Source organism: Streptomyces sp. NPDC001204 (genome assembly GCF_053598035.1).
Genome location: NZ_JBSFJL010000011.1, coordinates 97,588 through 122,840, shown reverse-complemented (window position 1 = coordinate 122,840; position 25,253 = coordinate 97,588). Strand labels below are relative to the sequence as shown.

At 73.2% G+C, this 25,253-nt stretch carries 20 protein-coding genes; 9 read left to right on the top strand and 11 right to left on the bottom strand.

Annotation, left to right across the window (positions count from 1 at the left end; translation table 11 throughout):
- Nucleotides 1–163 precede the first annotated feature (163 nt).
- Nucleotides 164–919 (bottom strand): helix-turn-helix domain-containing protein, encoded by a 756-nt coding sequence (locus tag ACWC91_RS17745; protein WP_450725963.1) that lies wholly within the window; start codon nucleotides 917–919, stop codon nucleotides 164–166.
- Between the two features lie 234 nt (nucleotides 920–1,153).
- On the opposite strand from ACWC91_RS17745, the gene ACWC91_RS17740 reads away from it, so the two are divergent.
- Complete coding sequence (locus ACWC91_RS17740) at nucleotides 1,154–1,819, top strand: DUF4097 family beta strand repeat-containing protein (protein WP_450644721.1); 666 nt, start codon at nucleotides 1,154–1,156, stop codon at nucleotides 1,817–1,819.
- A 99-nt stretch (nucleotides 1,820–1,918) separates the two neighbouring features.
- Here ACWC91_RS17740 and ACWC91_RS17735 read toward each other — a convergent pair whose 3' ends face one another.
- A complete protein-coding gene (locus tag ACWC91_RS17735) occupies nucleotides 1,919–3,541 on the bottom strand; it encodes an AMP-binding protein (RefSeq protein ID WP_450644717.1) in 1,623 nt (540 codons plus the stop codon).
- Nucleotides 3,538–5,211, bottom strand: coding sequence for an AMP-binding protein (locus ACWC91_RS17730; RefSeq protein ID WP_376499499.1), 1,674 nt, complete (start codon nucleotides 5,209–5,211; stop codon nucleotides 3,538–3,540). The genes ACWC91_RS17735 and ACWC91_RS17730 overlap by 4 nt, the downstream gene beginning before the upstream one ends.
- A 135-nt stretch (nucleotides 5,212–5,346) precedes the next feature.
- On the opposite strand from ACWC91_RS17730, the gene ACWC91_RS17725 reads away from it, so the two are divergent.
- The 3 genes from ACWC91_RS17725 to ACWC91_RS17715 all read left to right on the top strand — a co-directional run bounded on the left by ACWC91_RS17725 (nucleotide 5,347) and on the right by ACWC91_RS17715 (nucleotide 10,607).
- A complete protein-coding gene (locus ACWC91_RS17725) occupies nucleotides 5,347–6,183 on the top strand; it encodes a helix-turn-helix transcriptional regulator (protein ID WP_225078301.1) in 837 nt (278 codons plus the stop codon).
- Nucleotides 6,184–6,684: 501 nt separating this feature from the next.
- Nucleotides 6,685–9,525, top strand: a complete 2,841-nt coding sequence (locus ACWC91_RS17720; protein WP_450725961.1) for an AAA family ATPase — start codon at nucleotides 6,685–6,687, stop codon at nucleotides 9,523–9,525.
- Between the two features lie 296 nt (nucleotides 9,526–9,821).
- Nucleotides 9,822–10,607, top strand: a complete 786-nt coding sequence (locus ACWC91_RS17715; protein ID WP_225078303.1) for a S1 family peptidase — start codon at nucleotides 9,822–9,824, stop codon at nucleotides 10,605–10,607.
- Between the two features lie 126 nt (nucleotides 10,608–10,733).
- Here the strand turns inward: ACWC91_RS17715 and ACWC91_RS17710 are convergent, their stop codons facing one another.
- From ACWC91_RS17710 to ACWC91_RS17700, 3 genes are all read right to left on the bottom strand, one after another.
- Nucleotides 10,734–11,873 (bottom strand): winged helix DNA-binding domain-containing protein, encoded by a 1,140-nt coding sequence (locus ACWC91_RS17710; RefSeq protein ID WP_450643804.1) that lies wholly within the window; start codon nucleotides 11,871–11,873, stop codon nucleotides 10,734–10,736.
- Between the two features lie 138 nt (nucleotides 11,874–12,011).
- Complete coding sequence (locus ACWC91_RS17705; RefSeq protein ID WP_450643805.1) at nucleotides 12,012–12,512, bottom strand: TIGR03668 family PPOX class F420-dependent oxidoreductase; 501 nt, start codon at nucleotides 12,510–12,512, stop codon at nucleotides 12,012–12,014.
- Nucleotides 12,513–12,526: 14 nt separating this feature from the next.
- A complete protein-coding gene (locus ACWC91_RS17700) occupies nucleotides 12,527–13,168 on the bottom strand; it encodes a phosphoribosyltransferase (protein ID WP_225078306.1) in 642 nt (213 codons plus the stop codon).
- Nucleotides 13,169–13,318: 150 nt separating this feature from the next.
- Here ACWC91_RS17700 and ACWC91_RS17695 point away from each other — a divergent pair, with 150 nt between their 5' ends.
- From ACWC91_RS17695 to ACWC91_RS17685, 3 genes are all read left to right on the top strand, one after another.
- On the top strand, nucleotides 13,319–13,621 hold the full coding sequence (locus tag ACWC91_RS17695; RefSeq protein ID WP_376499491.1) for a DUF3040 domain-containing protein: 303 nt from the start codon (nucleotides 13,319–13,321) through the stop codon (nucleotides 13,619–13,621).
- Nucleotides 13,622–13,752: 131 nt separating this feature from the next.
- Nucleotides 13,753–14,538: a polysaccharide deacetylase family protein gene (locus ACWC91_RS17690; protein ID WP_450643806.1), complete on the top strand. Its 786-nt coding sequence runs from the start codon at nucleotides 13,753–13,755 to the stop codon at nucleotides 14,536–14,538.
- A gap of 182 nt (nucleotides 14,539–14,720) precedes the next feature.
- Nucleotides 14,721–15,161, top strand: coding sequence for an SRPBCC family protein (locus ACWC91_RS17685; protein ID WP_225078309.1), 441 nt, complete (start codon nucleotides 14,721–14,723; stop codon nucleotides 15,159–15,161).
- 16 nt (nucleotides 15,162–15,177) lie between these two features.
- Here ACWC91_RS17685 and ACWC91_RS17680 read toward each other — a convergent pair whose 3' ends face one another.
- The 5 genes from ACWC91_RS17680 to ACWC91_RS17660 all read right to left on the bottom strand — a co-directional run bounded on the left by ACWC91_RS17680 (nucleotide 15,178) and on the right by ACWC91_RS17660 (nucleotide 21,861).
- Nucleotides 15,178–16,329, bottom strand: coding sequence for an XdhC family protein (locus ACWC91_RS17680; protein WP_450643807.1), 1,152 nt, complete (start codon nucleotides 16,327–16,329; stop codon nucleotides 15,178–15,180).
- A 74-nt stretch (nucleotides 16,330–16,403) separates the two neighbouring features.
- The gene (locus ACWC91_RS17675; protein WP_450643808.1) at nucleotides 16,404–17,861 is read right to left on the bottom strand and encodes an NCS2 family permease; all 1,458 of its coding nucleotides are present in this window, start codon (nucleotides 17,859–17,861) and stop codon (nucleotides 16,404–16,406) included.
- A 153-nt stretch (nucleotides 17,862–18,014) separates the two neighbouring features.
- Nucleotides 18,015–20,396 (bottom strand): xanthine dehydrogenase family protein molybdopterin-binding subunit, encoded by a 2,382-nt coding sequence (locus ACWC91_RS17670; RefSeq protein ID WP_225078312.1) that lies wholly within the window; start codon nucleotides 20,394–20,396, stop codon nucleotides 18,015–18,017.
- A 2-nt stretch (nucleotides 20,397–20,398) separates the two neighbouring features.
- On the bottom strand, nucleotides 20,399–20,971 hold the full coding sequence (locus tag ACWC91_RS17665) for a (2Fe-2S)-binding protein (protein WP_225078313.1): 573 nt from the start codon (nucleotides 20,969–20,971) through the stop codon (nucleotides 20,399–20,401).
- The gene (locus ACWC91_RS17660) at nucleotides 20,971–21,861 is read right to left on the bottom strand and encodes an FAD binding domain-containing protein (protein ID WP_225078314.1); all 891 of its coding nucleotides are present in this window, start codon (nucleotides 21,859–21,861) and stop codon (nucleotides 20,971–20,973) included. Before ACWC91_RS17660 ends, ACWC91_RS17665 begins: the two co-directional genes overlap by 1 nt.
- A 344-nt stretch (nucleotides 21,862–22,205) precedes the next feature.
- Between ACWC91_RS17660 and ACWC91_RS17655 the strand changes: the two genes are divergently transcribed.
- Both ACWC91_RS17655 and ACWC91_RS17650 read left to right on the top strand, forming a co-directional pair.
- Nucleotides 22,206–23,879 (top strand): PucR family transcriptional regulator, encoded by a 1,674-nt coding sequence (locus tag ACWC91_RS17655; RefSeq protein WP_225078315.1) that lies wholly within the window; start codon nucleotides 22,206–22,208, stop codon nucleotides 23,877–23,879.
- Between the two features lie 167 nt (nucleotides 23,880–24,046).
- Nucleotides 24,047–24,826: a hypothetical protein gene (locus ACWC91_RS17650; RefSeq protein WP_225078316.1), complete on the top strand. Its 780-nt coding sequence runs from the start codon at nucleotides 24,047–24,049 to the stop codon at nucleotides 24,824–24,826.
- Nucleotides 24,827–25,253: the final 427 nt, after the last annotated feature.

Here is a 25,253-nt window from a genome sequence, read left to right as displayed (position 1 = left end):
GACGGGCGGGGGTTCCGGGGGTTCGGCGGAGACCCGCGGGACGCGCGCCCGGGCAGGCCGGGGTGCCCGGAGAACCGCGCCGCCCAGGACGACGAAGGCGCTCATGGGTGACGGTGACGCTCAGCGCGCCGATCGGGCCGGGTGCGACGTTCGGGACGGCCGCCTATGCGCGACCCGGACCCGACCGAGCGGAGTCGGCCGGGGTTGTCCCGGGTTTGGTGTGGAGGACCTCGCGGGCCTGCTCGGCGGCGCGGGTGATGCTTTCGCTGATGAAGTCGAGAAAGCGGGCGATGTTCTCCAGGCGGGCGGCGGCGGGGGTGCGGGGGCCGAGGACGGCGACGCCTTGGCGTGCGGTCTCGACGAGCTGGTCGTTGGCCCGGGCGCTGGCGATCGTCGCCTGGTAGAAGAGTTCGTCGTCGACGATGTAGCGGTCGCGGCGGCGCTCGTCGCGTTCCCGGCGGACGAGGCTCTGACTCTCCAGGAAGGCGATCGCCTTGGAGATGGACGCCGGGCTGACCTGGAGGCGCTGGGCGAGCTGGGACGCGGTGAGGCTGCCCGCGTCCGTGGTGAACAGGCAGGTCAGCACCCGGGCCGTCATCCTGGGCAGGCCCGAGGCCATGAGGACGGTGGTGAGCGTCTCCTCGTACTCGGCCACGGCCTCGGCGTCGCGCCCGTGCGGCTGGGGGACCGCCTCCGACCCGCGGGAGGGGGCGGGCCCGCGCCGGCGGGCGCGGTGTTCGGTGGCGCGGTGGGCCAGGTCGGCGCGGTAGGCGGTGGGGCCGCCGTTGCGCATCACCTCACGCGTGACCGTCGAGGTCGGACGGCCGAGGCGGCGGGCGATCTCGGCGTAGGGGAGGCTGTCGGCCAGCCCCAGCGCGATCTGCTGGCGCTCCTGCTGGGTGAGCCTGCCTCCCGGCATCGCGGTCTCCTCGGTGATCCTTCGCGGTGGTCCCACCTCCACCCTAGCGTTCACTCATCACCCATTGCAATGATCGGAGCAGTCGTCGTTGCGTTACCGACGAGCTCGTTGCAACATTTTTCTGGCCTCTTCTTGCACTGATGCCAAGCTTATGCAACGAACATGTTGATGACTTACGGAAAGCAACGTAGCGTTTCTGGCATCGGAAACAACGAGCGAGCACGGGAGAGCATGATGCAGAAGTTCGACAGCCCCGCCCCGATCTCCGCCGTCCTGGACATCCCCGCCGGACGCGTCCAGTTCATCGCCGCCGACCGCGCCGACACCACCGTCGAGGTCCTGCCCGCCAGCCCCTCCAAGAAGCGCGACGTGCAGACCGCCGAGCAGACCACCGTCGCCTACGCCGACGGCGTCCTGCGGATCCACACCGCCGAGCCCAAGAACCAGCTCTTCGGCCCCTCCGGATCCCTGGAGGTCACCGTCCAGCTGCCCGCCGGCTCCGGTGTCGAGGTCAAGGCCGCCGGCTCCGAGCTCCGCGGCGTCGGCCGCCTCGGCGACGTCGCCTTCGAGGGCGCCTACCGTCAGATCAAGATCGACGAGGCCGCGAGCGTCCGTCTCACCGCGATCGACGGCGACGTCGAGGTCGGCCGGCTGGGCGGCCCCGCGGAGATCAGCACCGCGAGGGGCGACATCCGGATCACCGAGGCCGTACGCGGCACGGTCGTGCTCCGCACCCAGTCCGGCGACATCTCGGTCGCCGCCGCCGGCGGCGTCTCGGCCACCCTGGACGCCGGCACCGGCTACGGCCGCGTCAGCAACTCGCTCAAGAACGACGGCACCGCCGAACTCGACATCCGCGCCACCACCGCCCACGGCGACATCACCGCCCGCAGCCTGTGAAGGAGCAGCGCCAGGACCGCCCGGACCGCATCCCGCGGCCGGTGAACCGCATGGCCGGCGTCTCGGGCACCTGTGGTGCGCGAGACGCCGGCCGTCCGCTCACAGGGCGTACTTCTCGCGGAGTTCGATCTTGCGCACCTTCCCGGAGACGGTCATCGGGAAGGAGTCCAGGACCCGCAGCAGGCTCGGGATCTTGTAGTGGGCCAGCCGGCCCTCGCAGAAGGCCCGCAGGTCCTCCAGGGTCAGCGGGTCGGCCGCGTCCAGCGGGATGACGCAGGCCAGCACCTCCTCGCCGTACTTCTCGTGCGGCACGCCGACCACCTGGACGTCGCGGATCTTCGGGTGGCCGTAGAGGAACTCCTCGATCTCGCGCGGGTAGATGTTCTCGCCCCCGCGGATGATCATGTCCTTGATACGGCCGACGATCTCGACGTACCCGTCCTCGCGCATCACCGCGAGGTCGCCCGTGTGCATCCAGCGGCCCGGGTCGACGGCCTCGGCGGTCTTCTCGGGCTCGTTCCAGTAGCCGAGCATCACGCTGTAGCCGCGGGTGCACAACTCGCCGGCCGTGCCGCGGGGTCGGGTGACGCCGGTGGCCGGGTCGACGACCTTGACCTCCAGGTGCGGCAGTACGCGGCCGACCGTGCCGGTGCGGTGTTCGAGGTCGTCGTCCATCCGGGTCTGGAGGGAGACCGGCGAGGTCTCGGTCATGCCGTAGCAGATGGAGACCTCCTCCATGTGCATCTCGGCGACCACCCGCTTCATCACCTCCACCGGGCAGGGCGAGCCCGCCATGATGCCGGTGCGCAGGGAAGTGAGGTCGTACGACGCGAAGTCGGGGAGGTTCAGCTCCGCGATGAACATCGTCGGCACCCCGTACAGCGAGGTGCAGCGCTCCTGCTGCACGGCCTCCAGGGTGGCCCTCGGCTCGAAGGACGGCGCCGGGATGACCATGCACGCGCCGTGCGACGTCGCCGCCAGGTTGCCCATCACCATGCCGAAGCAGTGGTAGTAGGGCACGGGGATGCAGACCCGGTCCCGTTCGGTGTAGCCGACCGTACGGCCCACCCAGTAGCCGTTGTTGAGGATGTTGTGGTGGGAGAGCGTGGCGCCCTTGGGGAAGCCCGTGGTGCCCGAGGTGTACTGGATGTTGACCGGGTCGTCACAACTCAACTCGTCCTGTACCGCCTGTAGCTGAGCGACCGTCACACAAGCTCCGGCGGCCGTCAGCGCTTCCCACGACGGGTCGCCGATGTAGACGGTCTCCCGCAGCTCGGGGCACGTCCCGCGGACCTGATCGACCAACGCCCGGTAGTCGGTGCCCCGGTGGGCCTGCGAGGCGACCAGCAGCGAGATGCCGGCCTGCCGGAGCACGTACTCCACCTCGTGGGCCCGGTAGGCCGGGTTGATGTTCACCATGATCACGCCGATGCGGGCGGTGGCGTACTGGACGAGCACCCACTCGGGGCAGTTGACCGCCCAGATCCCGACCCGGTCGCCCTTGGCCACGCCCTTGGCGAGCAGTCCGCGCGCCACCTCGTCGACGGCGGCGCCGAACTCGGCGTAGGTCCAGCGACGTCCGGAGGGCACGTCGACGAGCGCCTCGCGGTCGCCGAAGGCGGCGACCGCCCGGTCGAGGTTGGCTCCGATGGTGTCGCCCAGCAGCGGGGTGCCGCTGGTTCCGTGGGCGTAGGACGGTTCGATCGCCGCAAGTGCGCTCACCGGAAGTCCTCCTCGCGGTACTCGTTCGCCGAGCCCTCGGCCGTGGCCTCGCGCAGCTCGATCCGGCGGATCTTGCCGGAGACGGTCTTGGGCAGTTCGCCGAACTCCAGGCGGCGGATGCGCTTGTAGGGGGCGAGCACCTCCCGGGAGTGCTCGAAGAGCGCCTTCGCGGTGCCGGTGCCGGGCTCCCAGCCCTCGGCGAGGACGACGTACGCCTTCGGCACCGCCAGACGCAGCGGGTCCGGCGCGGGTACGACCGCCGCCTCTGCCACGGCCTCGTGCTCCAGCAGGGCGCTCTCCAGCTCGAACGGGCTGATCTTGTAGTCGGACGCCTTGAAGACATCGTCGGAACGTCCGATGTACGTGAGATACCCCTCTTCATCCCTGGAGGCGACGTCCCCCGTCCGGTAGTAGCCGCCGGCCATCGCCTCCGCGGTGCGGTCCGGGTCGCCGTGGTAGCCGGTCATCAGGCCTACCGGGCGCGCCGACAGGTCGAGCGCGATCTCGCCCTCGGCGGCGCCGGGCGCGCCGGACACCGGGTCGAGCAGTTCGACGCGGTAGCCGGGGCTGGGCCGGCCCATGGAGCCGGTCTTCAGCGGCTGGCCGGGGCTGTTGGAGACCTGCACGGCGGTCTCGGTCTGCCCGAAGCCGTCCCGGATGGTCACGCCCCAGGCACGCCGGACCTGCTCGATGACCTCGGGGTTCAGTGGTTCGCCCGCTGCCACGGCCGCGCGGGGCGGGGTGCGCAGCTGGGTGAGATCGGCCTGGATCAGCATGCGCCACACGGTCGGCGGGGCGCAGAAGGTGGTGACGCCCGCGCGGTCCATCTCGGCCATCAGCCGGGCGGCGTCGAAGCGGGTGTAGTTGTGGATGAAGACGGTCGCCTCGGCGTTCCACGGCGCGAACAGGTTCGACCAGGCGTGCTTGGCCCAGCCGGGCGAGGAGATGTTCAGGTGCACGTCGCCCGGCTTCAGGCCGATCCAGTACATGGTCGCCAGGTGCCCGACGGGGTACGAGACGTGAGTGTGCTCCACCAGCTTGGGCCGGGCCGTGGTGCCCGAGGTGAAGTACAGCATCAGCGGGTCGTCGGCGAGGGTGGGCCCGTCCGGGACGAACTCGGCGGGAGCGGCGTACGCGTCCTCGTAGGGCTCCCAGCCCTCCTCCGGCAGGCCGCCGACCGAGATACGGGTGTAGGCGCCGGGGACGTCGGCGAACTTCGCGGTGTCGGCGGCGCGTGCGATCACGTGCCTGACCCGGCCGCGTTCGACGCGGTCGGTCAGGTCGGCGGGGCCGAGCAGCGGGGTGGCGGGGATGACGACCGCGCGCAGCTTCATCGCGGCGAGCGCGGTCTCCCACAACTCGGCCTGGTTGCCGAGCATGACGAGGATGCGGTCCTCGGCGGCGACACCGCGGTCGCGCAGCCAGTTGGCCGCGCGGCTGGAACGCTCGGACATCTCGGCGAAGGAGAGGCGGGTCTCGGTGCCGTCCTCCTCGACGATGTGCAGGGCGGTGCGGTCGTTCCCCTCGGCGACGGCGTCGAACCAGTCCAGTGCCCAGTTGAAGTGGGAGGGGCGGGGCCATTCGAAGCCCGCGTAGGCGGTGGCGTAGTCCTCACGGTGTTCCAACAGGAAGTCCCGTGCCCTGCGGAAGAGCTCCGTCGCCGTCGTCATCTGTCCTCCTAGGTTCCGGACCATTGCCGGGCGGCTCTCTGCCATCGTGTAATCCGTGATGTGCGTCTCACCACCCCCGAACGGGGGTGTGGTGGGCGGGAAGGTCCACGACGGTCCACGGCGAAGGGGCGAGCGGTGAGGACGGAGGCGTCCGGGGCGGCGGAGATCCGCGGTGCGCTGGTACGGCTGCGGCGTGCGACGGGCCTCCCGGTCGCCTTCGGCGGCCTGGTCGAGCCGGGCCGGCCGCGGGTGCGGATCAGCGAGCTGACCGGCACGACGACGCTCGCGCTCAGGGCGCTCGCGGTGAGCTCCGGGAACGGGCTCGGCGGCAAGGCGGTGGCGCTCGCCCGCCCGTGCGCGGTCACGGACTACTCGCTGTCCCCGCGGATCAGTCACGAGTACGACGTCCCGGTCGCCGCGGAGGGGCTGCGCTCGGTGCTGGCCGTGCCGGTGGTCGTTCGGCGCCGGGTGCGCGGCGTGCTGTACGGCGCGCTGCGCACGGCCCAGCCGCTGGGCGACCGGACGCTGAGCGCGGCCGTGGAGGCGGCGCGGGACGTAGAACAGGCGCTGGTGGCGGAGGAGCAGGCGCGGGACCTGCTGGCGGCGTCCCGTGCGGTGCCCGCGCCGGACCCTGCGGACGGGGTCGCCTGGGAACAGGTCCGCGAGGCCCACGCGGCCCTGCGCGCCCTGGCCCCGCGGATCTCCGACCCCGGCCTGCGCGCCGAACTCCTCGACGCCTGCGGCCTGTTGACCACGGCGGCTGCCCCGGTGGCGGGCGTGAGCCTGGCTCCCCGCGAGATCGACGTACTGACCTGCGTCGCCGCCGGCGCGACCAACGCCGCCGCGGCGGCCCGCCTGGGCCTGAGCCCCGAAACCGTCAAGAGCTACCTCCGCGCGGCCATGCGCAAACTGGGCGCCCACACCAGAGGCGAGGCGGTGGCGACGGCCCGCCGGGCGGGGGTACTGCCGTAGGGGCGGGGGCTTGGCCCGCGAGGGGTGCGGGGGTAGTGACGAGTGGGTGGGCGGGCGCAGCCCGTTGGGGGGCGCGGCCCGGTGACGAGCACAGCCCGGTGACGAGCACAGCCCGGTGACGGGCTTCCGGCATCGGCCGGGGGCAGGGTGGCAGGGCTCCGGCGGGCACCGGTGGAGACACGCACCCCCGCGGGCGTACCGGCAGCGGGGGTGCCAGGGCGTGGATCCTCCCCCGGTCGGGGACAGGACCCCGGCACGCGCCGATGGGCGCGGCTTCCGTAGAGGCCGGTGGCCCGGGCGGGAAGGCCGGCGCGGGAGTGTTGGTGGGGGTGTGGCGGGGGTACCGTCGGAGGGCTCTGCTCGTGGGCGACGTATTCATTCAGCCGTGCTTTGAATATGGGCCTGCTCCGGGCGCTGTTATTTCCCTCACCACCCTGGCTGTCCGAAATTCACGGGCAGGTTGCCTAGAATTTGGCCCGAACACGACACTCGAGGGGAGCGGTGACCGTGCGACGGGACTTCAAGGGCCCTGCGAGCTGCCGTTCCGACCTGGTCATCGGCCAGGAGGAGCCGTCCGCGGCGGCGCGGGAGCAGCTCGCGCGCGGTGGGAGTGTGCTGCTGCACGGGCCGGCCGGAATAGGAAAGTCGACGGTGCTGCGGGCATTGGCCGCGGAATACGCCCCGAACGCCCGCACCGTGTTGCGCTGCTCCGCCACCGAGTCCGAATCCCACCTGCCCTTCCTCGCCCTGGCCGACCTCTTCGGCCTGGTCCTGGACGAGGTGTCCGGCAAGCTGCCCGCCGCCCAGCACACCGCGCTGGAGTCCGCGCTCACCGGCCGCGGCGAGTCCACCCTCCAGCGCGACGGTCTCGCCCTGCGCCTGGCCGTGCTCTCCACGCTGCGCGCGCTCGCCGCGAAGGGTCCGGTCCTGATCGTCGCCGACGACCTCCAGTGGCTGGACTCGGCCAGCGCCGAACTGCTCGGCTTCGCCGCCCGGCGCCTCGGCGAGACACCCGTGCAGATGCTGTGCGCGGTGCGGACCGAGGAGGAGGAGTACGACCGCCATCTGCGCGCCTGCCCGCCCGACACCCTCTCCGTCCGGCTGGGCCCGCTGACCCGTACCCAGGTCTCCGCCCTGCTCGGCCACCGCGGCTACGCCGGCCTGCCCCGCTCCACGGTCCGCGACATCCACCGCACCAGCGGCGGCAACCCCCTGTTCGCGCTGGAACTGGGCCGCGCCCTGGCCGAGAGCCCCACCCCGCCCCGGCCGGGCGAGCCGCTGCCGGTGCCGACCTCGCTGCGCGCCCTCGTCCTGAGCCGGCTGGAGATGCTGTCGGGCGAGGCCCGCCGGACCCTGCTGGTGGCCAGTGCCGGCGCCCGCCCCACCCCCGCCCTGCTGCACGCGGCCGGCCGCGGCAACGCCGAGGCCGAGTGCGCGCAGGCCGCCGAACTGGGGCTGCTGTCCACCGAGCCGGAAGACCCCGCCGTACGGTTCGCGCACCCGCTGATATCGGCCGCGCTCTACGCGGAGGCCCCCGCCCAGGAGCGGCGTGCCGCCCACGCCGCGCTGGCCACCGCCGCCCCCGACCCCATCGAGCGGGCCCGGCACCTGGCGCTGGCCACCACCGGCACCGACCCGGAGGTGGCCGCCCGGCTCGCCGGGGCCGCCGCGCTGGCCCGGGACCGCGGGGCGCCCTCGGTGGCCGCCTCGCTGGGCCTGCTCGCCGCCCGGCACACCCCGGCCGGCAGCGGGCCGGGCCCGGACGGCCGGCGGTTGCAGGCCGCCGAGGACGCCATCACGGCCGGCGAGGTGGACCTCGCCCGGGACATCGCCCGCGAGGTGCTGACCCGGGCCACCGTGCCCGCCGAACGCGTGCGCGCCTGGATGGTGGTGATCGAGTCGGCCGGCCAGGCCCTCGGAGACGTCGACATCGTCTTCCCGCAGGCCCTGGCCGACGCCGGCGACGACCCGCGGCTGCTCGCCCTGGTCCACTACCAACTGGCCTGGCGCGGGCTGGTCGTGGAGGGCGACTTCGCCGAGGCCCGCCAGGAGGCCGCCCACGCCGCCGAACTGGCGGAGCGCGGCCGGGACCGGCGCACCGAACTGATGGCGCTCGCCTTCCAGGCCTCCACCGAGACCCTGATGGGGCATCCGAACGCCCCCGCCACCATCAAGCGGGCGCTGAGGGAGCCTCAGGACCCGTACGTCGCCTGCCATCACAACGGCGTCGGCTCGGCCCGCTACCGCTGGCTGCTGATGAGCGACCGGCTGGCCGAGGCCCGGGCGACCATCACCGCGCTGCTGCGCGAGGTCCGGCGGCGCGGCATGGTCGAGAGCGAGGTGCACTTCCTGCGCCTGCTCGCCGAGACCGAACTGCGCTCCGGCCACTGCGGCCGGGCCCTGGACCTGGCCCGTGAGAGTCTGCGGATGGCCCGGGACACCGGCATCGGCGAGAGCGCCTCGGCCACGCTGGCGTCCCTCGCCGAGGCCTCCGGCGGCAGCACCGACCGGGCGCTGGCACTGGCCCGGGAGGCGGTGGGGCACGCCGAGGAGGACGGCGACCAGATGTATCTCTCGCGCGCCCTGACCGCCCTGGGGCACGCCCAGTTGGTGGCCGGGGACGACCGGGCCGCCGTGACGGCGCTGCGCCGGGTGCGGGAGCTGGAGCTGGGGCTCGGCATCACCGATCCGGCGCGCGGCCGCTGGCACGGCGACCTCGCGGAGGCCCTGGTGCGGACCGGGGAGCGGGCCGAGGCCCAGCGCGTCATCGACGTGGCCCGCGAGCACGCGCTGCGGCTCGGCCGCGAGAGCGTGCTGGCCGTACTCGACCGGTCCGAGGCGCAGGTACGGGCGGCCCGCGGCGAACAGGACGCGGCCGTGGCCCAGTTGACGTCCGCACAGGACCGGCTGGCGAAGCTCGGCAACGGTCTGGAGGAGGCCCGCGCCGCGTTCGCGCTGGCCCGGCTGCGCACTCTCGCCCCGGCCCTGGGAGTCGGCCGGGCGGGGGCGGCCCCCGTGCCGGGGCCGACGTCGTACGACGAGGCGGCGCGGCTGTTCCGGCGCTGCCGCGCGCTGCCGTGGCTGCGCCGGGTGGAGGAGGCCGCCGCGGCCCGGCCCAAGCAGCAGCCGGAGGTGGCCCCGGCGGCGTTGGACGGACTGGCGGCGATGGAGCGCCAGGTGGCGGCGCTGGTCATGGAGGGCGCGACGAACCGGGAGATCGCGGCGCGGCTGTTCATCAGCGTCAAGACGGTGGAGGCGACCCTGACCCGGGTCTACCGAAAGCTGGGGATCCGTTCGCGCGTCGACATCGTCCGATTGGCCGCAGGCCGGCGCGCGAAGTGAGCGCGGCGCGGGTTGACTGACCGCGTGGACGACCGCGTGAACGCAGTGAGGACCGGCACCGGAGCGCGCCGCGGGACGAGAGCGGACCACCGGGGCCCACCGGCGGTCACCGGGTGGGACCGAGGGATTTCCCTGCCCGACTCCCCTAGGGAGTTCCCTCATTGGAGGAGGATGGGCCCGGTCCTAGCGTAAGGGGCGTGCCGCTCGCCCGGGCACACGGGACCCGAGCACGGACCCCACGGCCCCCGTGCTCCCCCGCCCGCGCGATCCCCCATCGGCCTGCCCCGAGGAGACGCATGTTCGGCCTCACCCGCGCCAGACGGACCGCCGCCGCGGTCGCGTTCGGCGCTGCCGCGGCCGCGCTGCTCACCGCCCCCTCGGCGGTCGCCGCCCCCAGGCCCGTCGTCGGTGGCACGACGACCACGACGGCCGAGTACCCGTTCGTCATGCAGATCACGGACGCGACCGGCGGCCAGTTCTGCGGCGGCACCCTGGTCGCGCCCACGAAGGTGGTCACCGCCGCGCACTGCGTGGTCGGCGAGACCGCGGGCAACCTGCGGGTGGTGGGCGGGCGCACCCACCTCGACGGCACCGACGGCACGGTCGGCGAAGTCAGCCGGATCTGGTTCGACCCGGGCTACACGGACGTCGTCGACGGCGGCGACGTGGCCGTGCTCACCCTGGCGACGCCGATGCCGTACGCCACGGCGGCGTACGTCTCCCCCAACGGCACCGGGGTGTACGCGCCCGGCATGACGGCCCGCGTCCTGGGCTGGGGCACCACGGGCAAGAACGGCGGCTCCTCCGGCCAGTTGCGGATGGCGACGGTACCCGTCGTGTCCGACACCGAGTGCCGCGACTCCTACGGCTCCGACTTCGTCGCGAGCGACATGGTTTGCGCCGGATATCCGTCCGGCGGCGTCGACACCTGCCAGGGCGACAGCGGCGGTCCCCTGCTCATCGGGGGCGTCCTGGCAGGGATCACTTCCTGGGGCAACGGCTGTGCCGAGGCGGGCCGGCCGGGTGTCTACACCCGGCTGGCCTCCTTCTCCAGCCTCGTGACCGAACAGGTCCTGACCTGAGCCGTGCCCCGGTGAAAGCCAGGGGGCGTTGCGAGCCACCACGAGCGGCCCGCAACGCCCCCTTTCCATGGCCTCGTTGACCCCGGCACCGCCACCGCCGGGATCCGCGTCCCGGCCGCCGGGCGCTCACCGCCCTACGACGGTCCCGAACCGTATGCCGTACGCCGCGCCCGGGTGCAGGACGGCGAGCATGCGCTCGGCCTCCGCGGTCACGTCCTGCCGCTGGGCCCTGGTCAGCCGCCCGAAGGGCTCGACCACCAGCGTGTCGCCCTCCGGTTTCCACACCCCCGCCAGGAAGCCGTCGACGAGGAGGGTGCGATGGGCCAGGTTCCCCTGCGCGTTGCGGCCCCGGTACCGCTCGGGCACCACGCGGGCGCGGTCGGCGTGGGACAGGAGCAGGTTGTCGAACTCGGGCAGGAAGCGGGGCGGTGCCGGGGTGTCCGGGTCGGGGCGGGGAGCGTCGGGAAGGTCGAACAGTTCGGCGCCGCCGTCGTCCCGGAAGGTGACGAGCCGGGGGCGGAGGCGCTCGAAGACGGGGCGCAGCCGGGTCAGGCCCGCCCAGGTCTGCATGTCCCGGACGGAGGCAGGACCGAAGGCGGCGAGGTAGCGCAGGACGGTGGCTTCCAGGGCGGTGGGGTCGTCCCCTACCGCGAGCCCTGGGGAGAGGGCCGCGGGCCGGCCGAGCCAGTGCTCCGCGGTCGTGAGGGCGACCTGCCCGCTTCTGTTCCACAGTCCGCGCGGGGTGACCTGCACCAGCGGGAGCCGGCAGCGGGCGGCGATGCCGAGGGCCTGCGGGTCGGCGTCGGGCCACTCGGCGCCGAGCGCGGCGCGCAGTTGCGTCATCGTGCGCGGCTCGGCCTCGACGAGGTCGCGGACGAGCGCGGTGAGCCGGTCGAGGTCGACGCCGGCCAGGCCCTTGCGGAACTGGTTGAGTTCGCGCTCGCGGGCGCCCTGGACGAGCGGTCGCAGGGTGAGGCAGTCGTCGGCGGTGTGGGTGTGGATGGTCGAGCGCAGGGTGACGATGCGGACCACCTCGCGGCCGGCCATCAGCTCCGACAGCCGCTCCGGCGCGAAGCCGTCGAGGCGGGCGGCGAGGGCGTAGTACGGCGGCTTGACGTTCTGCGCCTGAAGGCCCACCAGGTGCTCCACGGCCGCCTTGGCCGGCAGCGGTGCGCGGCGCAGCAGCAACTGCCGGTCGAGAGTCGCCCGGTTGAGGGCGCGCACGCCCAGCACGGGGGCCGACGCGGTGGTCGTCGTCTTCGTCATGTCCGCACGGTAGCGGCCCTTGAGGACAGCATCTGTCCTCTTTCGTCTGCCCTCTCTTTCGTCTGCCCTCTCTCGTCTGCCCTCTGCCCTCTGTCCTCTGTCCTCTGCCCTCTGTCCTCTGTCCTCTGTCCTCTGTCGTCAGGGTCCCGGCCCTCGGTCACCGGGGTCCTGGCCGCCGAGGCCGGCGTCGGGCGGTTCGGTGGCGTACCAGCCCGTCCAGCGGCGGACGGTGATCGCGATCACCGGTCCGTCCGGCGGGTCCTCGCGGTACTGCGGGTACTTGCGCAGCAGCCGGGCGAGCGCGGTCCCGTACCGCACCACGGTCCGTTCGTCCTCCGCGTCGGGCGGCACGATCCGGGCGTCGCCGTCGGCGCGGGCCCACCACAGGCGGTTCCAGTCCTCGTCGTAGTCGTCCGCCAGCAGGGACACGGACCCGGTGGCCTCGATGTTCCGCAGACGCTTGAGCCGGGTCGTGGTCTTCGGCTTGCGGTCGACGGCCGTCACGATGCCGTCCTCGCCGAGGGCGGCGAACACCGTGGGCACCAGGTACGGGCGGCCGGCCGCGTCCACCGTGGCCAGCCGCGCCACCCTGGCGTCGAGGAACCGGCGGCGTGCCTCGCCGGGGTCCATGCGGGGCACGGGCGTGCCTCCTCTCAGCCGTCCGTCAGGGCCCGCAGCACCTCCTCGTCCGTCAACTGCTCGAAGTCGTCGTACCAGACGCCCACGGCGGTGAAGGTGGGCGGCTGGTGGAGGCAGATCACTTCGTCGGCCTCGCCGCTCAGCGCGCGGACGGCGTCGGGGGCGCCGACGGGGACGGCGAGGACGGTGTGCGCGGGGGCGCCGCGCCGGACGTGCCGCAGCGCGGCGCGGGCGGTGGAGCCGGTGGCCAGGCCGTCGTCGACGACGATCGCGGTGTGTCCGCGCAGGTCCGGGGCGGGGCGGCCGTGGCGGTAGCGCCGGGCTCGGCGGCGCAGTTCGGCGCGTTCGCGCTCCACCACCGGGGCGAGGTCCTCCTCGGTCAGGCCGAGCAGGTGCAGGGCCGTCTTGTCGAACAGGGGCGGGTCGTCCCCGGCGATGGCGCCGAGGCCGTACTCCTCCTGCGAGGGGGCGCCGATCTTGCGGACCACGACCACGTCCAGCGGGGCGTCCAGCACCCGTGCGACCTCCCGGGCCACCGCTACGCCGCCGCGGGGCAGCGCCAGCACCAGGGGGTCGGGCAGTGCGCCCGCCTCGAACCGCGGGCGCAGCCGTTCGGCCAGTTGCCGGCCGGCCTGCGCGCGGTCACGGAACCTCATGGGCGTCTCTCCTTCCGCCCCGATTGCCGGGTACCCCGCGGGGCCCGGCCGACCACATCCCGCCCGCGCCGCCGGCCCGGCCGGTTAGGCCGAGGTGTGAGGGGCAGTCGGAGAGGACTCACGGCAGACCGGTTCCCCGTAGGAGCAACAGTGTCGACAGGCCGACTCCCCGACCGCGAACAGCGGATCCTGAACGAGATAGAACGCGCCCTCAGCCGTGACCGCCGTCTGGTCCGGCGGCTGCGGTCGGCGCGCAGACCACCGGCCCTCTCCCGGGTGGCGTCCTACGCTCCCGGGATGTGGACCGTGGTGCTGCTGGTGGCGCTCTCCGCCGCCCTCCTGACGGCCGGTGCCGTCACCGCGGAGCCGGGCGTGATCTGGGGGTTCGCGGCGGTGTGGCCGGTGACGCTGTTCTCCGTCCTGCGGCTGCTGTGCCGCCGGGCCGAGTCCTGACACACCGCCGACGGGCCCGGTCCCCGCCGTGGCCGCCGTGGTGCCCGTTCGACCGGTCCAGACCCTCGCTTTCGATCGGTTATTCGACCCCGCTATACACCGCGTCTATACACGCGGCATATAGTCCCGGCATGCCTTGTGTGACCAGGAAGACGACGAAAACGGGGGCCCGGTTCCGGGCATCGACGGCGCTGGCGGCACTGACGGCCGCGTGTCTCGCGCTGAGCGGCTGCGCCCGCGACGGCACGGCGCCGAGCGCGGCCCGCGCGCACCCCGCGGCGGGCGCGCCGGCCGGGTTCGGCACGGTGGACTGCCGGCACGCCAAGTGCATCGCGCTGACCTTCGACGCGGGGCCGAGCGAGAACTCCGCCCGGCTGCTCGACATCCTCAAGGAGAAACAGGTACCGGCGACCTTCTTCCTGCTCGGTGCCCGGCACATCGAGAAGTACCCGGAGCTGGTCGTCCGCATGGCCGCGGAGGGCCACGAGGTCGCGAACCACACCTGGGACCACCAGATCCTGACCCGGATACCGGCGGAGCGCGTACGCGAGGAGATACGGCGCCCGAACGAGGAGATAGAGCGGCTGACCGGGCACAAGCCGACCCTGATGCGGCCGCCGCAGGGCCGCACCGACGACACCGTGCACCGGATCTGCGAGGAGCTGGGCGTGGCCGAGGTCCTGTGGAGCGTGACCGCCAAGGACTACACCACGACCGACTCCGCGCTGATCACCCAGCGTGTCCTCGACCAGTCCTCCCGGGACGGGATCATCCTGCTGCACGACATCTACGCGGGCACGGTGCCCGCGGTGCCCGGGATCATCGACGCGCTGAAGGAACGGGGGTACGTCTTCGTCACCGTGCCGCAGTTGCTGGCGCCGGGCAGGGCGGAGCCGGGCAAGGTGTACCGGCCGTAGGACGACCCGCGGGACCGGGCCGCGCTCCTGACGCGTGACCCGGTTCAGCCACCGCCGCCGGGACGGATCCGGTAGCCCCCCCCGTGATCGGGTGCATACGCGGAAGGGCCGGGCGATGAGCCAACCGTGTGAGCGGGCGGCGAACGCACAAGGGGAGGCCCCCGATTGCCTACGATCGTGGCGTGGTGAACTTCTCGCTCGAACGCACCGCGCCGCTCCCCCTCGACGAGGCGTGGCGGCGGATCACGCGGTGGTCGCGGCATGCCGACGCGGTGCCGTTGACCCGTATCAACGTGGTCACGTCCGCGCCGACCCGGGAGGGCACGGTGTTCGTGGCCCGCTCGGGGATCGGTCCGCTCGGCTTCGACGATCCGATGGAGGTCACCGTCTGGCGCCCGCCGGCCGACGGCGAGCCGGGGCTGTGCCGGGTGGAGAAGCGGGGCCGAGTGGTGCTGGGCTGGGCCGAGTTCGAGGTGCGGCCCGGCCCCGGGGGCCGTACGCGGGTGGTGTGGCGGGAGGAACTGCGGGTCCGCTTCCTGCCGGGCCTGTTCGACGAACCCCTGCGCGGCGCGGCCCGGTCGGTGTTCGGACGGGCGCTGAACCGGCTGCTCCGGCAGCCCTGAGAAGGCTGACGTGCCGTCAGGCCACCGAGCCGATCCGCTCGGTGGCCGCGGGCACGCCGTCGTGGTGGATCGGGGTGTGTGCTCCGGTGAGGGACACACCGCTGCCGCCGCGCCGGTCGGCGACGATCTCGGAGGCGATCGACAGGGCCGTCTCCTCGGGCGTACGGGCGCCGAGGTCGAGGCCGATCGGGGACCGCAGCCGCGCCAACTCCAGCTCCGTAACGCCGACTTCGCGCAGACGGCGGTTGCGGTCGAGGTGGGTGCGGCGGGAGCCCATGGCGCCGACGTAGGCCACCGGAAGGCGCAGCGCCAGCTCGAGCAGGGGAATGTCGAACTTGGCGTCGTGGGTCAGGACGCACAGCACCGTGCGGGCGTCGACCCCGGTGCGGGCCAGGTACTCGTGCGGCCACTCGACGACGATCTCGTCGGCCTCCGGGAAGCGGGCCCGGGTGGCGAAGACGGGCCGGGCGTCGCACACCGTGACGTGGAAGCCGAGGAACTTGCCGATGCGCACCAGCGCCGAGGCGAAGTCGATCGCGCCGAAGACGATCATCCGGGGTGGCGGCACCGCGGACTCGACGAGGACGGTGAGCGGGGCGCCGCAGCGCGAGCCCCGCTCACCGATCTCCAGGGTGCCGGTGCGTCCGGCGTCCAGGAAGGCGGACGCCTCGCCGACGACCGTGCGGTCCAGTTCCGGGTGGCCGCCGAGGCCGCCCTCCCAGGAGCCGTCCGGGCGGACCAGCAGCGCCCTGCCCAGCAGTCGGGCCGGACCGGACACGATCCGCGCGAGGGCCGCCGCCTCCCCGCGCGCGGCGGCGGCCAGCGCGGACGCGGCCACGGTACGGAGCGGATCGGCGGCCCGTACCGGTGTGACGAGGATGTCGATGACGCCGCCGCAGGTCAGGCCGACGGCGAAGGCGTCCTCATCGCTGTAGCCGAAGCGCTCCAGGACGGTCTCGCCGTCCTCCAGCGCCTGCCGGCACAGCTCGTAGACGGCGCCCTCCACACAGCCGCCGGAGACGGAGCCGATGGCCGTGCCGTCGGCGTCGACCGCGAGGGCGGCACCCGGCCGGCGAGGTGCGCTGCCGCCGACGGCCACCACGGTGGCCACGGCGAAGTCGCGTCCCTGCGCGACCCACCGGTCCAGTTCCTCGGCGATGTCCAGCATCTGTCGGTCTCCTTGCGGCGGTCGTGGGGAGGGCGCGTCGTCGGCGGGCGGTGGCCGGTGGGCGGTGAACGCCGCTAGCGCACGCCCAGCCAGCTCTCGATGGGGCTGAGTGCGAAGTACACGAGGAAGACCGCCGTCAGGCCCCACATGAAGGCCCCGATCTCCCGGGCCCTGCCCTGGGCGGCCTTGATGGCGGTGTACGAGACGACCCCGGCCGCGACACCGGTGGTGATGGTGTACGTGAACGGCATCAGGACCACGGTGAGGAAGACCGGGATCGCGGTGGACCGGTCGGCCCAGTCCACGTGCCGCGCGTTCATCAGCATCATGGCCCCGATGACCACCAGCGCGGCGGCCGCGACCTCCTGCGGGACGATCGCGGTGAGCGGGGTGAAGAACAGGCAGGCAGCGAAGAACAGGCCGGTGACGACCGAGGCGAGGCCCGTGCGGGCGCCCTCGCCGACGCCGGTCGCCGACTCGATGAACACGGTCTGCCCGGACCCGCCGGCGACGCCGCCGATCGCGCCGCCCGCGCCGTCGATGAACAGCGCCTTGGACAGGCCGGGCATCCGGCCCTCGGCGTCGGCCAGCTTCGCCTCGGTGCCGACGCCGATGATGGTGGCCATCGCGTCGAAGAAGCCGGCCAGGACCAGAGTGAAGACGATCACGCCGACCGTCATCGCGCCGACCTGGCCCCAGCCGCCGAACTCGACGTGCCCGAAGAGCGAGAAGTCGGGCATCGACACCGCGCCGCCGTGCAGTACGGGCGCGCCGCCCGCCCAGGCGTCCGACTTGATAACGCCCGCCCAGTTCAGGACGGCCGCCGCCACGGTGCCGCCGACGATGCCGATGAGGATGGCGCCGGGGACGTCGCGGGCCTGGAGCATGAAGATCAGCAGCAGGGTGCAGGCGAAGAGCAGCACCGGCCAGCCCGCGAGTTCGCCGGCCGGGCCGAGGGTGACCGGGGTGGTCCTGCCCTGGTGCACGAAGCCGGACTTGTAGAAGCCGATGAGCGCGATGAACAGGCCGATGCCGATGGTGATCCCGTGCTTGAGCGCCTGCGGGATGGCGTTCATGATCATCTCGCGTAGGCCGGTGACCACCAACAGCATGATGACCACGCCGTAGACCACGCACATGCCCATCGCCTGCGGCCAGGTCATCTGCGGCGCGACCTGCGAGGACAGGACGCCGGAGACGGACAGGCCGGCGGCGAGGGCGAGCGGCACCCTGCCGACGAGGCCCATCAGCAGGGTGGTGAGGGCCGCGGCGAACGCGGTCGCGGTGATCAGGGCCTTCTGGCCGAGGGTGTCGCCGGCGGCGTCCTTGCCGGACAGGATCAGGGGGTTGAGGAGCAGGATGTACGCCATCGCCATGAAGGTGGTGACGCCGCCGCGCACTTCACGCGCGACCGTGGATCCCCGCCGGGATATGTGGAAGTAGCGGTCGAGCCAGGACCGGCCCGCCGGGACGCGGCTGCCCGCGCCCGCGTCCTCGGCGGTGGTCCTCGGCTCCACTGACTGCTGGGTCATGGGGCCATCTCCCAAGGTTCACAGGGACACCCGATGCCGCCGACGGCATGCGGGATCTGGGAATGGACGACCCGGGGGACGGCCCGAGACGAACGGTTGGGGTCCCCGGGGGCGGACTCCCCCCGGGGGTTCATCGGTTCGGACGCCGTGGGCTCACATGCCGGTGAGGTGTTCCGGCCGGACCGGCGTGCGGTTCAGCTCCAGTCCCGTCGCGTTGCGGATCGCCGCCAGGACGGCGGGTGTGGACGACAGGGTGGGGGCCTCGCCGACGCCGCGCAGCCCGTACGGCGCGTGGTCGTCGGCGAGTTCGAGCACGTCGACGGGGATGGTGGGCGTGTCGAGGATGGTGGGGATGAGGTAGTCCGTGAAGGAAGGGTTGCGCACCTTCGCCGTCTTCGGGTCGACGACGATCTCCTCCATGACCGCCACGCCCAGGCCCTGGGTGGTGCCGCCCTGGATCTGGCCGACGACGGACAGCGGGTTGAGCGCCTTGCCGACGTCCTGGGCGCAGGCCAGCTCGATCACCTTCACCAGGCCGAGGTCGGTGTCCACCTCGACGACCGCGCGGTGCGCGGCGAAGGAGTACTGCACATGGCCGTTGCCCTGACCGGTGCGCAGGTCGAACGGTTCGGTCGGCCGGTGCCGCCACTCCTCCTCCACCTCGACGGCCTCGTCCTCGAGGACGTCCACCAGGTCGGCGAGGGCCTCGCCGCCGTCGGTGACGACCTTGCCGCCCTCCAGGAGGAGTTCGGCGGTGGCCCAGGCCGGGTGGAAGGAGCCGAACTTGCGGCGCCCGATCTCCAGGACCCTCTCGCGCACGAGTTCGCAGGCGTTCTTGACGGCGCCGCCGGTGACGTACGTCTGCCGGGAGGCGGACGTCGAACCGGCGCTGCCCACCCGGGTGTCGGCCGGGTGGATGGTCACCTGGGTGACGCCCAGCTCGGTGCGGGCGATCTGCGCGTGGACGGTGACGCCGCCCTGGCCGACCTCCGCCATCGCGGTGTGCACGGTGGCGACCGGCTCGCCGCCGACGACCTCCATGCGGACCTTGGCGGTGGAGTAGTCGTCGAAGCCCTCGGAGAAGCCGACGTTCTTGATGCCGACCGCGTAGCCCACCCCGCGTACGACGCCTTCGCCGTGCGTGGTGTTGGACAGGCCGCCGGGCAACTGCCGCACGTCGGCGCCCTCGGAGCTCTCCCACTGGCGCTCCGGCGGCATCGGCATCGCCTTGACGCGGCGCAGGAGTTCGGCGACCGGGGCCGGGGAGTCGACCGGCTGCCCGGTCGGCATGATCGTGCCCTGGGACATGGCGTTCAGCTGCCGGAACTCCACCCGGTCCATGCCGACGGCGTCGGCGAGCTTGTCCATCTGCGCCTCGTAGGCGAAGCACGCCTGGACCGCGCCGAAGCCGCGCATGGCGCCGCAGGGCGGGTTGTTGGTGTAGAGGGCGATGGCCTCGATGTCGACGTCGTCGACCTCGTAGGGGCCGATGCCGAGCGAGGCGGCGTTGCCGACGACCGCCGGGGAGGCGGAGGCGTACGCGCCGCCGTCCAGCACGATCCGGCACTTGACGTGGGTGAGCTTGCCGTCCTTGGTGGCCCCGTGCTCGTAGTACAGCTTGGCCGGGTGGCGGTGGACGTGTCCGAAGAAGGACTCGAACCGGTTGTAGACGATCTTGACGGGCTTGCCGGTGCGCAGCGCCAGCAGGCAGGCGTGGATCTGCATCGACAGGTCCTCGCGCCCGCCGAAGGCGCCGCCGACGCCGGCCAGCGTCATGCGGACCTTCTCCGGCGGCAGGCCGAGCACCGGCGCGATCTGGCGCAGGTCGCTGTGCAGCCACTGGGTGGCGATGTAGAGGTGGACGCCGCCGTCCTCCTCGGGCACGGCGAGCCCGGACTCGGGGCCGAGGAAGGCCTGGTCCTGCATGCCGAAGTGGTACTCCCCCTTGACGACGAAGTCGGCTCTCCCCGCGGCCTGTTCGGCGTCGCCGCGGACGATCGGCTGGCGGTGGACGACGTTGGGGTGCGGGACGTGGCCGGCGTGGTGGTCGGTGCGGTTCTCGTGGACGAGGACCGCGTCCGGTGCGGTCGCCGAGGCCTCGTCGGTGATCACCGGCAGTTCCCGGTACTCCACCTTGATCTTGGCGGCGGCGCGACGGGCGGTCTCGGGGTGGTCGGCGGCGACGACGGCGACGGGCTCGCCGTGGTGGCGGACCTTGCCGTGGGCCAGGACCGGGGTGTCCTGGATCTCCAGGCCGTAGTTCTTCACCTCGGTGGGCAGGTCGTCGTACGTCATCACGGCGTACACGCCCGGCATGGCGAGGGCCTCGGCGGTGTCGATCGAGACGATCTCGGCGTGCGCGACCGTGGAGCGCAGGATCTGGCCCCAGAGCATGTCCTCGTGCCACATGTCGGAGGAGTACGCGAACTCGCCGGTGACCTTGAGGATGCCGTCGGGACGGAGCGTGGACTCGCCGATGCCGCCCCTGGTCTGCGAACCCTGGGTGATTTTGGTGGGAGCGCCGTTGGCCGCCATGCTCAGACCCCCTCGGACTGCCGGGCGGCCGCCAGGCGGACCGCGTCCATGATCTTCTCGTAGCCCGTGCAGCGGCACAGATTGCCCGACAGGGCCTCGCGGATGTCCGCGTCGGTCGGGTTGGGGTTGCGCTCCAGCATCTCGTCGGCGGCGACCAGCAGGCCCGGGGTGCAGAATCCGCACTGGACGGCGCCCGCGTCGATGAACGCCTGCTGGACCGGCGAGAGTTCGCCCTCCACGCCGGTCTGCGCGCCGGGGCCCCGCGGCTGCCACCGCTGGGCGTCCTCCAGCGTCGTACCGCAGGCGCCCGTGCCGCAGGACCGCTGCCTGGCGTAGTCCGCCAGGCCCTCGACGGTCACGACCTCGCGGCCCTCGACCTGCCCGGCGGCGACCAGGCAGGAGCACACCGGCACGCCGTCCAGGCGCACCGTGCAGGAGCCGCACTCGCCCTGCTCGCAGGCGTTCTTGGAGCCGGGCAGCCCCAGTCGCTCGCGCAGCACGTACAGCAGGGACTCGCCCTCCCAGACGTCGTCGGCCTGCTGGGGGCGTCCATTGACGGTGAAGTTGACGCGCATCACGCCGCTCCCTCGTTCGTTCGGCGGGCGCCGCGGTACGACTCCCAGGTCCAGCTGAGCGTCCGGCGGGCCATGACGCCCACCGCGTGGCGGCGGTAGCTCGCGGTGCCCCGGACGTCGTCGATCGGGTTGCAGGCGGCGGAGCACAGCTGCGCGAACTGCCGGGCGACGGAGGGGGTGATGATCTCCCCGCTGTCCCAGAAGCCGCCCTCGTCGAGCGCCGCGTTCAGGAACTCCTCGGCGGCCCTGGCCCGGATGGGCGTGGGCGCGGCCGAGCCGATGCCGGTGCGCACCGTACGGGTCTGCGGGTGCAGGGCGAGGCCGAAGGCGCACACGGCGATGACCATGGCGTTGCGGGTGCCGACCTTGGAGAACTGCTGCGGTCCGTCGGCCTTCGCGACGTGGACGGCGCGGATCAGCTCGTCGGGCTCCAGGGCGTTGCGCTTGACGCCGGTGTAGAAGGCGTCGATCGGGATGCGGCGGGAGCCGCGGACCGACTCCACCTCGACCTCCGCGCCGGCCGCCAGCAGGGCGGGGTGGGCGTCGCCGGCCGGGGAGGCGGTGCCGAGGTTGCCGCCGACGCCGCCGCGGTTGCGGATCTGCGGGGAGGCCACCGTGTGCGAGGCGAGGGCCAGGCCCGGCAGCTCGGCCCGCAGGTTCTCCATGATCTTCGAGTACGGAACGGAGGCGCCGAGCCGCACGGCGTCCTCGCCGACCTCCCACTCGTAGAGGTCCGGGACGCGGTTCAGGTCGAGCAGATACTCGGGCCGGCGGTGGTCGAAGTTGATCTCGACCATCACGTCGGTGCCACCCGCAATCGGCACAGCGGCGGGGTGCTCGGCCTTCGCGGCGAGCGCCTCCTCCCAGCTGGCGGGGCGAAGGAAGTCCATGACCGGCTCTCTTCTTCGTCTCGTGAGTCGTACAGATTGAGCCAATCCGTGTGCGGCGGGCCCGGCTCGTTCCTGTCCCTTTTACGCGGAGTGGGGTCAGTACACCGTTGCCCGCTCCGGCTCGGTCAGTCACCGAAAACATGAAGGGTTTGGCTGGTCGACGCGGGCATCTTGTAGATTCGTATGAACCGAGGTCTTCAGAAACCTCTTGGGTTCCCCTGGAAACAGAGGTGGCCGAGGGGACGCGGACTCATCTCTTGGCGGAGCTGCTGCCCGGCCGCGCGGCCGGGCCCTCGCCACTTGATCCATCGTAGTTTTCTAGACACAGAACGGCGGCGACGAGAATGCGGCTGCGCGCACTGCTGGACACCGATGCGCTGGGCCTGAAGCTGCTCGGCGGGGAGGACGAGCTGGACCGCACCGTCCGGGGTGTCATGACCACCGACCTGCGCGATCCCAGCCGCTACCTCTCCGGCGGTGAGCTGGTGCTGTCGGGGCTCGCCTGGCGCCGTGACGCCGCCGACTCCGAGCCGTTCGTACGGATCCTGGTGCGGGCCGGAGTGGCCGCCCTGGCGGCCGGTGAGGCCGAACTCGGGCCCGTGCCCGACGACCTCGTGGCGGCCTGCGCCCGGCACCGGCTGCCGCTGTTCGCGGTGAACGAGTCGGTGGCGTTCGCGACGATCACCGAGCACGTGGTGCGGCAGGTGTCCGGCGAGCGCGCCGGTGACCTGGCGGCCGTGGTGGAGCGGCACCGCAGGATGATGACGGCCGGCCCGGCGGGCGGCGGCCCGGACGTGGTGCTGGACCTGCTGGGCTCCGACCTGGACCTGCGGGCCTGGCTGCTCTCCCCCACCGGCCGGCTGATCGCCGGGCCCAAGGTGGCGGGCCCGGCGCTGCCCGCCGACGTGTGCGCCCGGCTCGCCGCCGAGCACCTGGCGGCCGCCCGCACCGGCCGGCGCGGCCCGCACCGGGTGGCGCTGGGCCCGACGACGTACTCCCTGTTCCCCATCCGCGGCGGCGGCCGCTCCCCGCGGGCCGCGCGGGAGGTGCGCGAGACGGTGCTGTCGGACTGGCTGCTGGCCGTGGAGGCGGACGCGGGCGAGTGGCCCGAGGAGCGGCTGGATCTGCTCCAGGGCGTCACCCAGCTGATCGCGGTCGAACGGGACCGCCGGGACGCGGCCCGCACGGTGCGCAGGCGGCTGGCCCAGGAGGTGCTGGAGCTGGTGCAGAGCGGCGCGCCGCCCGCGGAGATCGCCGCGCGGCTGAGGGTCGCCGCGCCGGTGCTGCTGCCCGGCCTCGGGGCGGCCCCGCACTGGCAGGTGGTCGTGGCCCGGGTCGAGTGGGACGACGGGGAGAACGAGAGCGGGCCGATCGCCCAGTCGCTGCTGGAGGAGATCCTCGTCGACCCGCAGAGCACCGGTCCCGAGCCCTCCGACCGGATCGCCGTCGCCCACACGGGCGACGAGGCGGTCGCGCTGGTCCCGCTCCCGGCCGTCTCGGCCGAGCACGACGGCTCCGAGACCGGGATCCTCGCCGACGCGCTGCTGGAGGCCGTGCGCGACCCGCTGTCGGCAGGCCTCGACGACGACGGGCGGCTCACCCTGGGCGTCAGCGCGGCCGTGCACTCGCCCGAGGGGCTGCGCGGGGCGCTGGAGGAGGCCCGGCACGCCCGGCGGGTCGCGGCGGCGCGCACCGGCCGCGTCTGCGCGGCCGGGCACCAGGAGCTGGCCTCCCACGTCCTGCTGCTGCCCTTCGTCCCGGACGACGTGCGCCGCGCGTTCACCGCGCGGCTGCTGGACCCGCTGCGGGACTACGACCGCCGGCACCGCGCCGAGCTGATCCCCACCCTGGAGGCCTTCCTCGACTGCGACGGCTCCTGGACCCGCTGCGCCACCCGGCTCCACCTGCACGTCAACACGCTGCGCTACCGGGTCGGGCGTATCGAGCAGTTGACGGGCCGTGACCTGTCCCGCCTCGAGGACAAGCTGGACTTCTTCCTGGCGCTGCGCATGAGTTGAGGCCGCGGCGGACGGGCACGGCGCGCCACCTGCGGCCTCCTCCGTCCCACGACTTTGTGAAATTTTTCACCCATCCTCTTGGCCGGGCCACGGATTTCGTGCTGAGATGCCGCCACCACTCAAGGCTCGATGGCGTGCTCGGGGAGGGCAACGTGGCGCATACCGCCATGTCTGGTAACGGAACGACCCCTGGTGACGATCCACTCCAGACCGCGGTATGGCGGCTGCGCTCACGCGCGTGCTGGGCCGACGCGGCGGCGCTGCTCCAGTCGGCCACCGCGGCCGCGGCGCTGCAGAGAACCGCGCTGCTGGTGGAACGCTGCCTCTACACCGAGGCCGGCTGGGAGGAGGCCGAGGACGCGCTGCGCACCGCCGAGGCGCTGGCCCACACCGACGAGGAGCGGGGCGCCGCCGCTTGTGAACGCGGGTACCTTGCCTACGCGGCCACGCTGCACGGCGTACGGGACCGGGCGGACGAGGCGCGGTCGGCGCTCGGCCGGGCCGCGGCGCTGATCCCGCCCGGGGTGCCGGGGCGGGCCCTGCTGGACTTCCGGCGCGGTCTGATCGCCGAGAACCTCACCCGCTCCCCGCAGGCCGCGCACGCCGCGTACCGGCGCGCGCACGCGGGCGCGATCGCCCACGCCGATCCGCTGCTGCTCTCCTTCACCTGGCGCCATCTGGCCGGACTGGCGTTGCGGGACGGCGAGTTGGCGGAGGCCCGGAACGGGTTCGCCGAGTCGCTGCGGATCCGCGAGGAACTGGGCTACCTCGTCGGCACCGCGCCGGCCCTGGTCTCCCTGGCCGACACGGAGACCGAACCGGAGGCGTCCCGCCTGCGCGAGGAGGCACGACGGCTGTTCCGGCTGCTGGGGGGCGTACCGACGTGGCTGGCACAGCAGTTGACCCCGGCACCACCGACACCGGCGCCGGGCGCGGCCACGGCCTGAACGGCGAAGGCGGGGGCACGGACCGCACGCGGTCCGAGCGCGGGGCGCGGGCCGTATTCGGTCCGCGCCCTCCGGTGCCGCGGCAGGCAACGATGCCCGTGCCGGAGCGGAGAACGCGGGCGGCACCCGGCCCGCGCAGGGACACACACCTTGCTCGGCCCGCGCAGGAACACACACCTTGCTCGGCCCCCGCAGGGACACACTCCGCACACGGCCCGTGCGAAGGACGTGAACCGCAACGGCCTGAACGGAGGACGCGGCCGTTGTCGGGCTGAGCGGCAGCGTCAGCCGTGCTCGCCCCGCGCAGGAACACACGCCGTGCTCGGCCCGCGCAGGGACACACTCCGCACACGGCCCGTGCGAAGGACGTGAACCGCAACGGCCTGAACGGAGGACGCGGCCGTTGTCGGGCTGAGCGGCAGCGTCA

Bases quoted from the DNA above. Each gene is read 5' to 3' on its own strand.
- ACWC91_RS17745 (WP_450725963.1), bottom strand. From the start codon at position 919: ATGCCGGGAGGCAGGCTCACCCAGCAGGAGCGCCAGCAGATCGCGCTG.
- ACWC91_RS17740 (WP_450644721.1), top strand. From the start codon at position 1,154: ATGCAGAAGTTCGACAGCCCCGCCCCGATCTCCGCCGTCCTGGACATC.
- ACWC91_RS17730 (WP_376499499.1), bottom strand. From the start codon at position 5,211: ATGACGACGGCGACGGAGCTCTTCCGCAGGGCACGGGACTTCCTGTTG.
- ACWC91_RS17715 (WP_225078303.1), top strand. From the start codon at position 9,822: ATGTTCGGCCTCACCCGCGCCAGACGGACCGCCGCCGCGGTCGCGTTC.
- ACWC91_RS17710 (WP_450643804.1), bottom strand. From the start codon at position 11,873: ATGACGAAGACGACGACCACCGCGTCGGCCCCCGTGCTGGGCGTGCGC.
- ACWC91_RS17700 (WP_225078306.1), bottom strand. From the start codon at position 13,168: ATGAGGTTCCGTGACCGCGCGCAGGCCGGCCGGCAACTGGCCGAACGG.
- ACWC91_RS17690 (WP_450643806.1), top strand. From the start codon at position 13,753: ATGCCTTGTGTGACCAGGAAGACGACGAAAACGGGGGCCCGGTTCCGG.
- ACWC91_RS17680 (WP_450643807.1), bottom strand. From the start codon at position 16,329: ATGCTGGACATCGCCGAGGAACTGGACCGGTGGGTCGCGCAGGGACGC.
- ACWC91_RS17675 (WP_450643808.1), bottom strand. From the start codon at position 17,861: ATGACCCAGCAGTCAGTGGAGCCGAGGACCACCGCCGAGGACGCGGGC.
- ACWC91_RS17670 (WP_225078312.1), bottom strand. From the start codon at position 20,396: ATGGCGGCCAACGGCGCTCCCACCAAAATCACCCAGGGTTCGCAGACC.
- ACWC91_RS17665 (WP_225078313.1), bottom strand. From the start codon at position 20,971: ATGCGCGTCAACTTCACCGTCAATGGACGCCCCCAGCAGGCCGACGAC.
- ACWC91_RS17660 (WP_225078314.1), bottom strand. From the start codon at position 21,861: ATGGACTTCCTTCGCCCCGCCAGCTGGGAGGAGGCGCTCGCCGCGAAG.
- ACWC91_RS17655 (WP_225078315.1), top strand. From the start codon at position 22,206: ATGCGGCTGCGCGCACTGCTGGACACCGATGCGCTGGGCCTGAAGCTG.
- ACWC91_RS17650 (WP_225078316.1), top strand. From the start codon at position 24,047: ATGTCTGGTAACGGAACGACCCCTGGTGACGATCCACTCCAGACCGCG.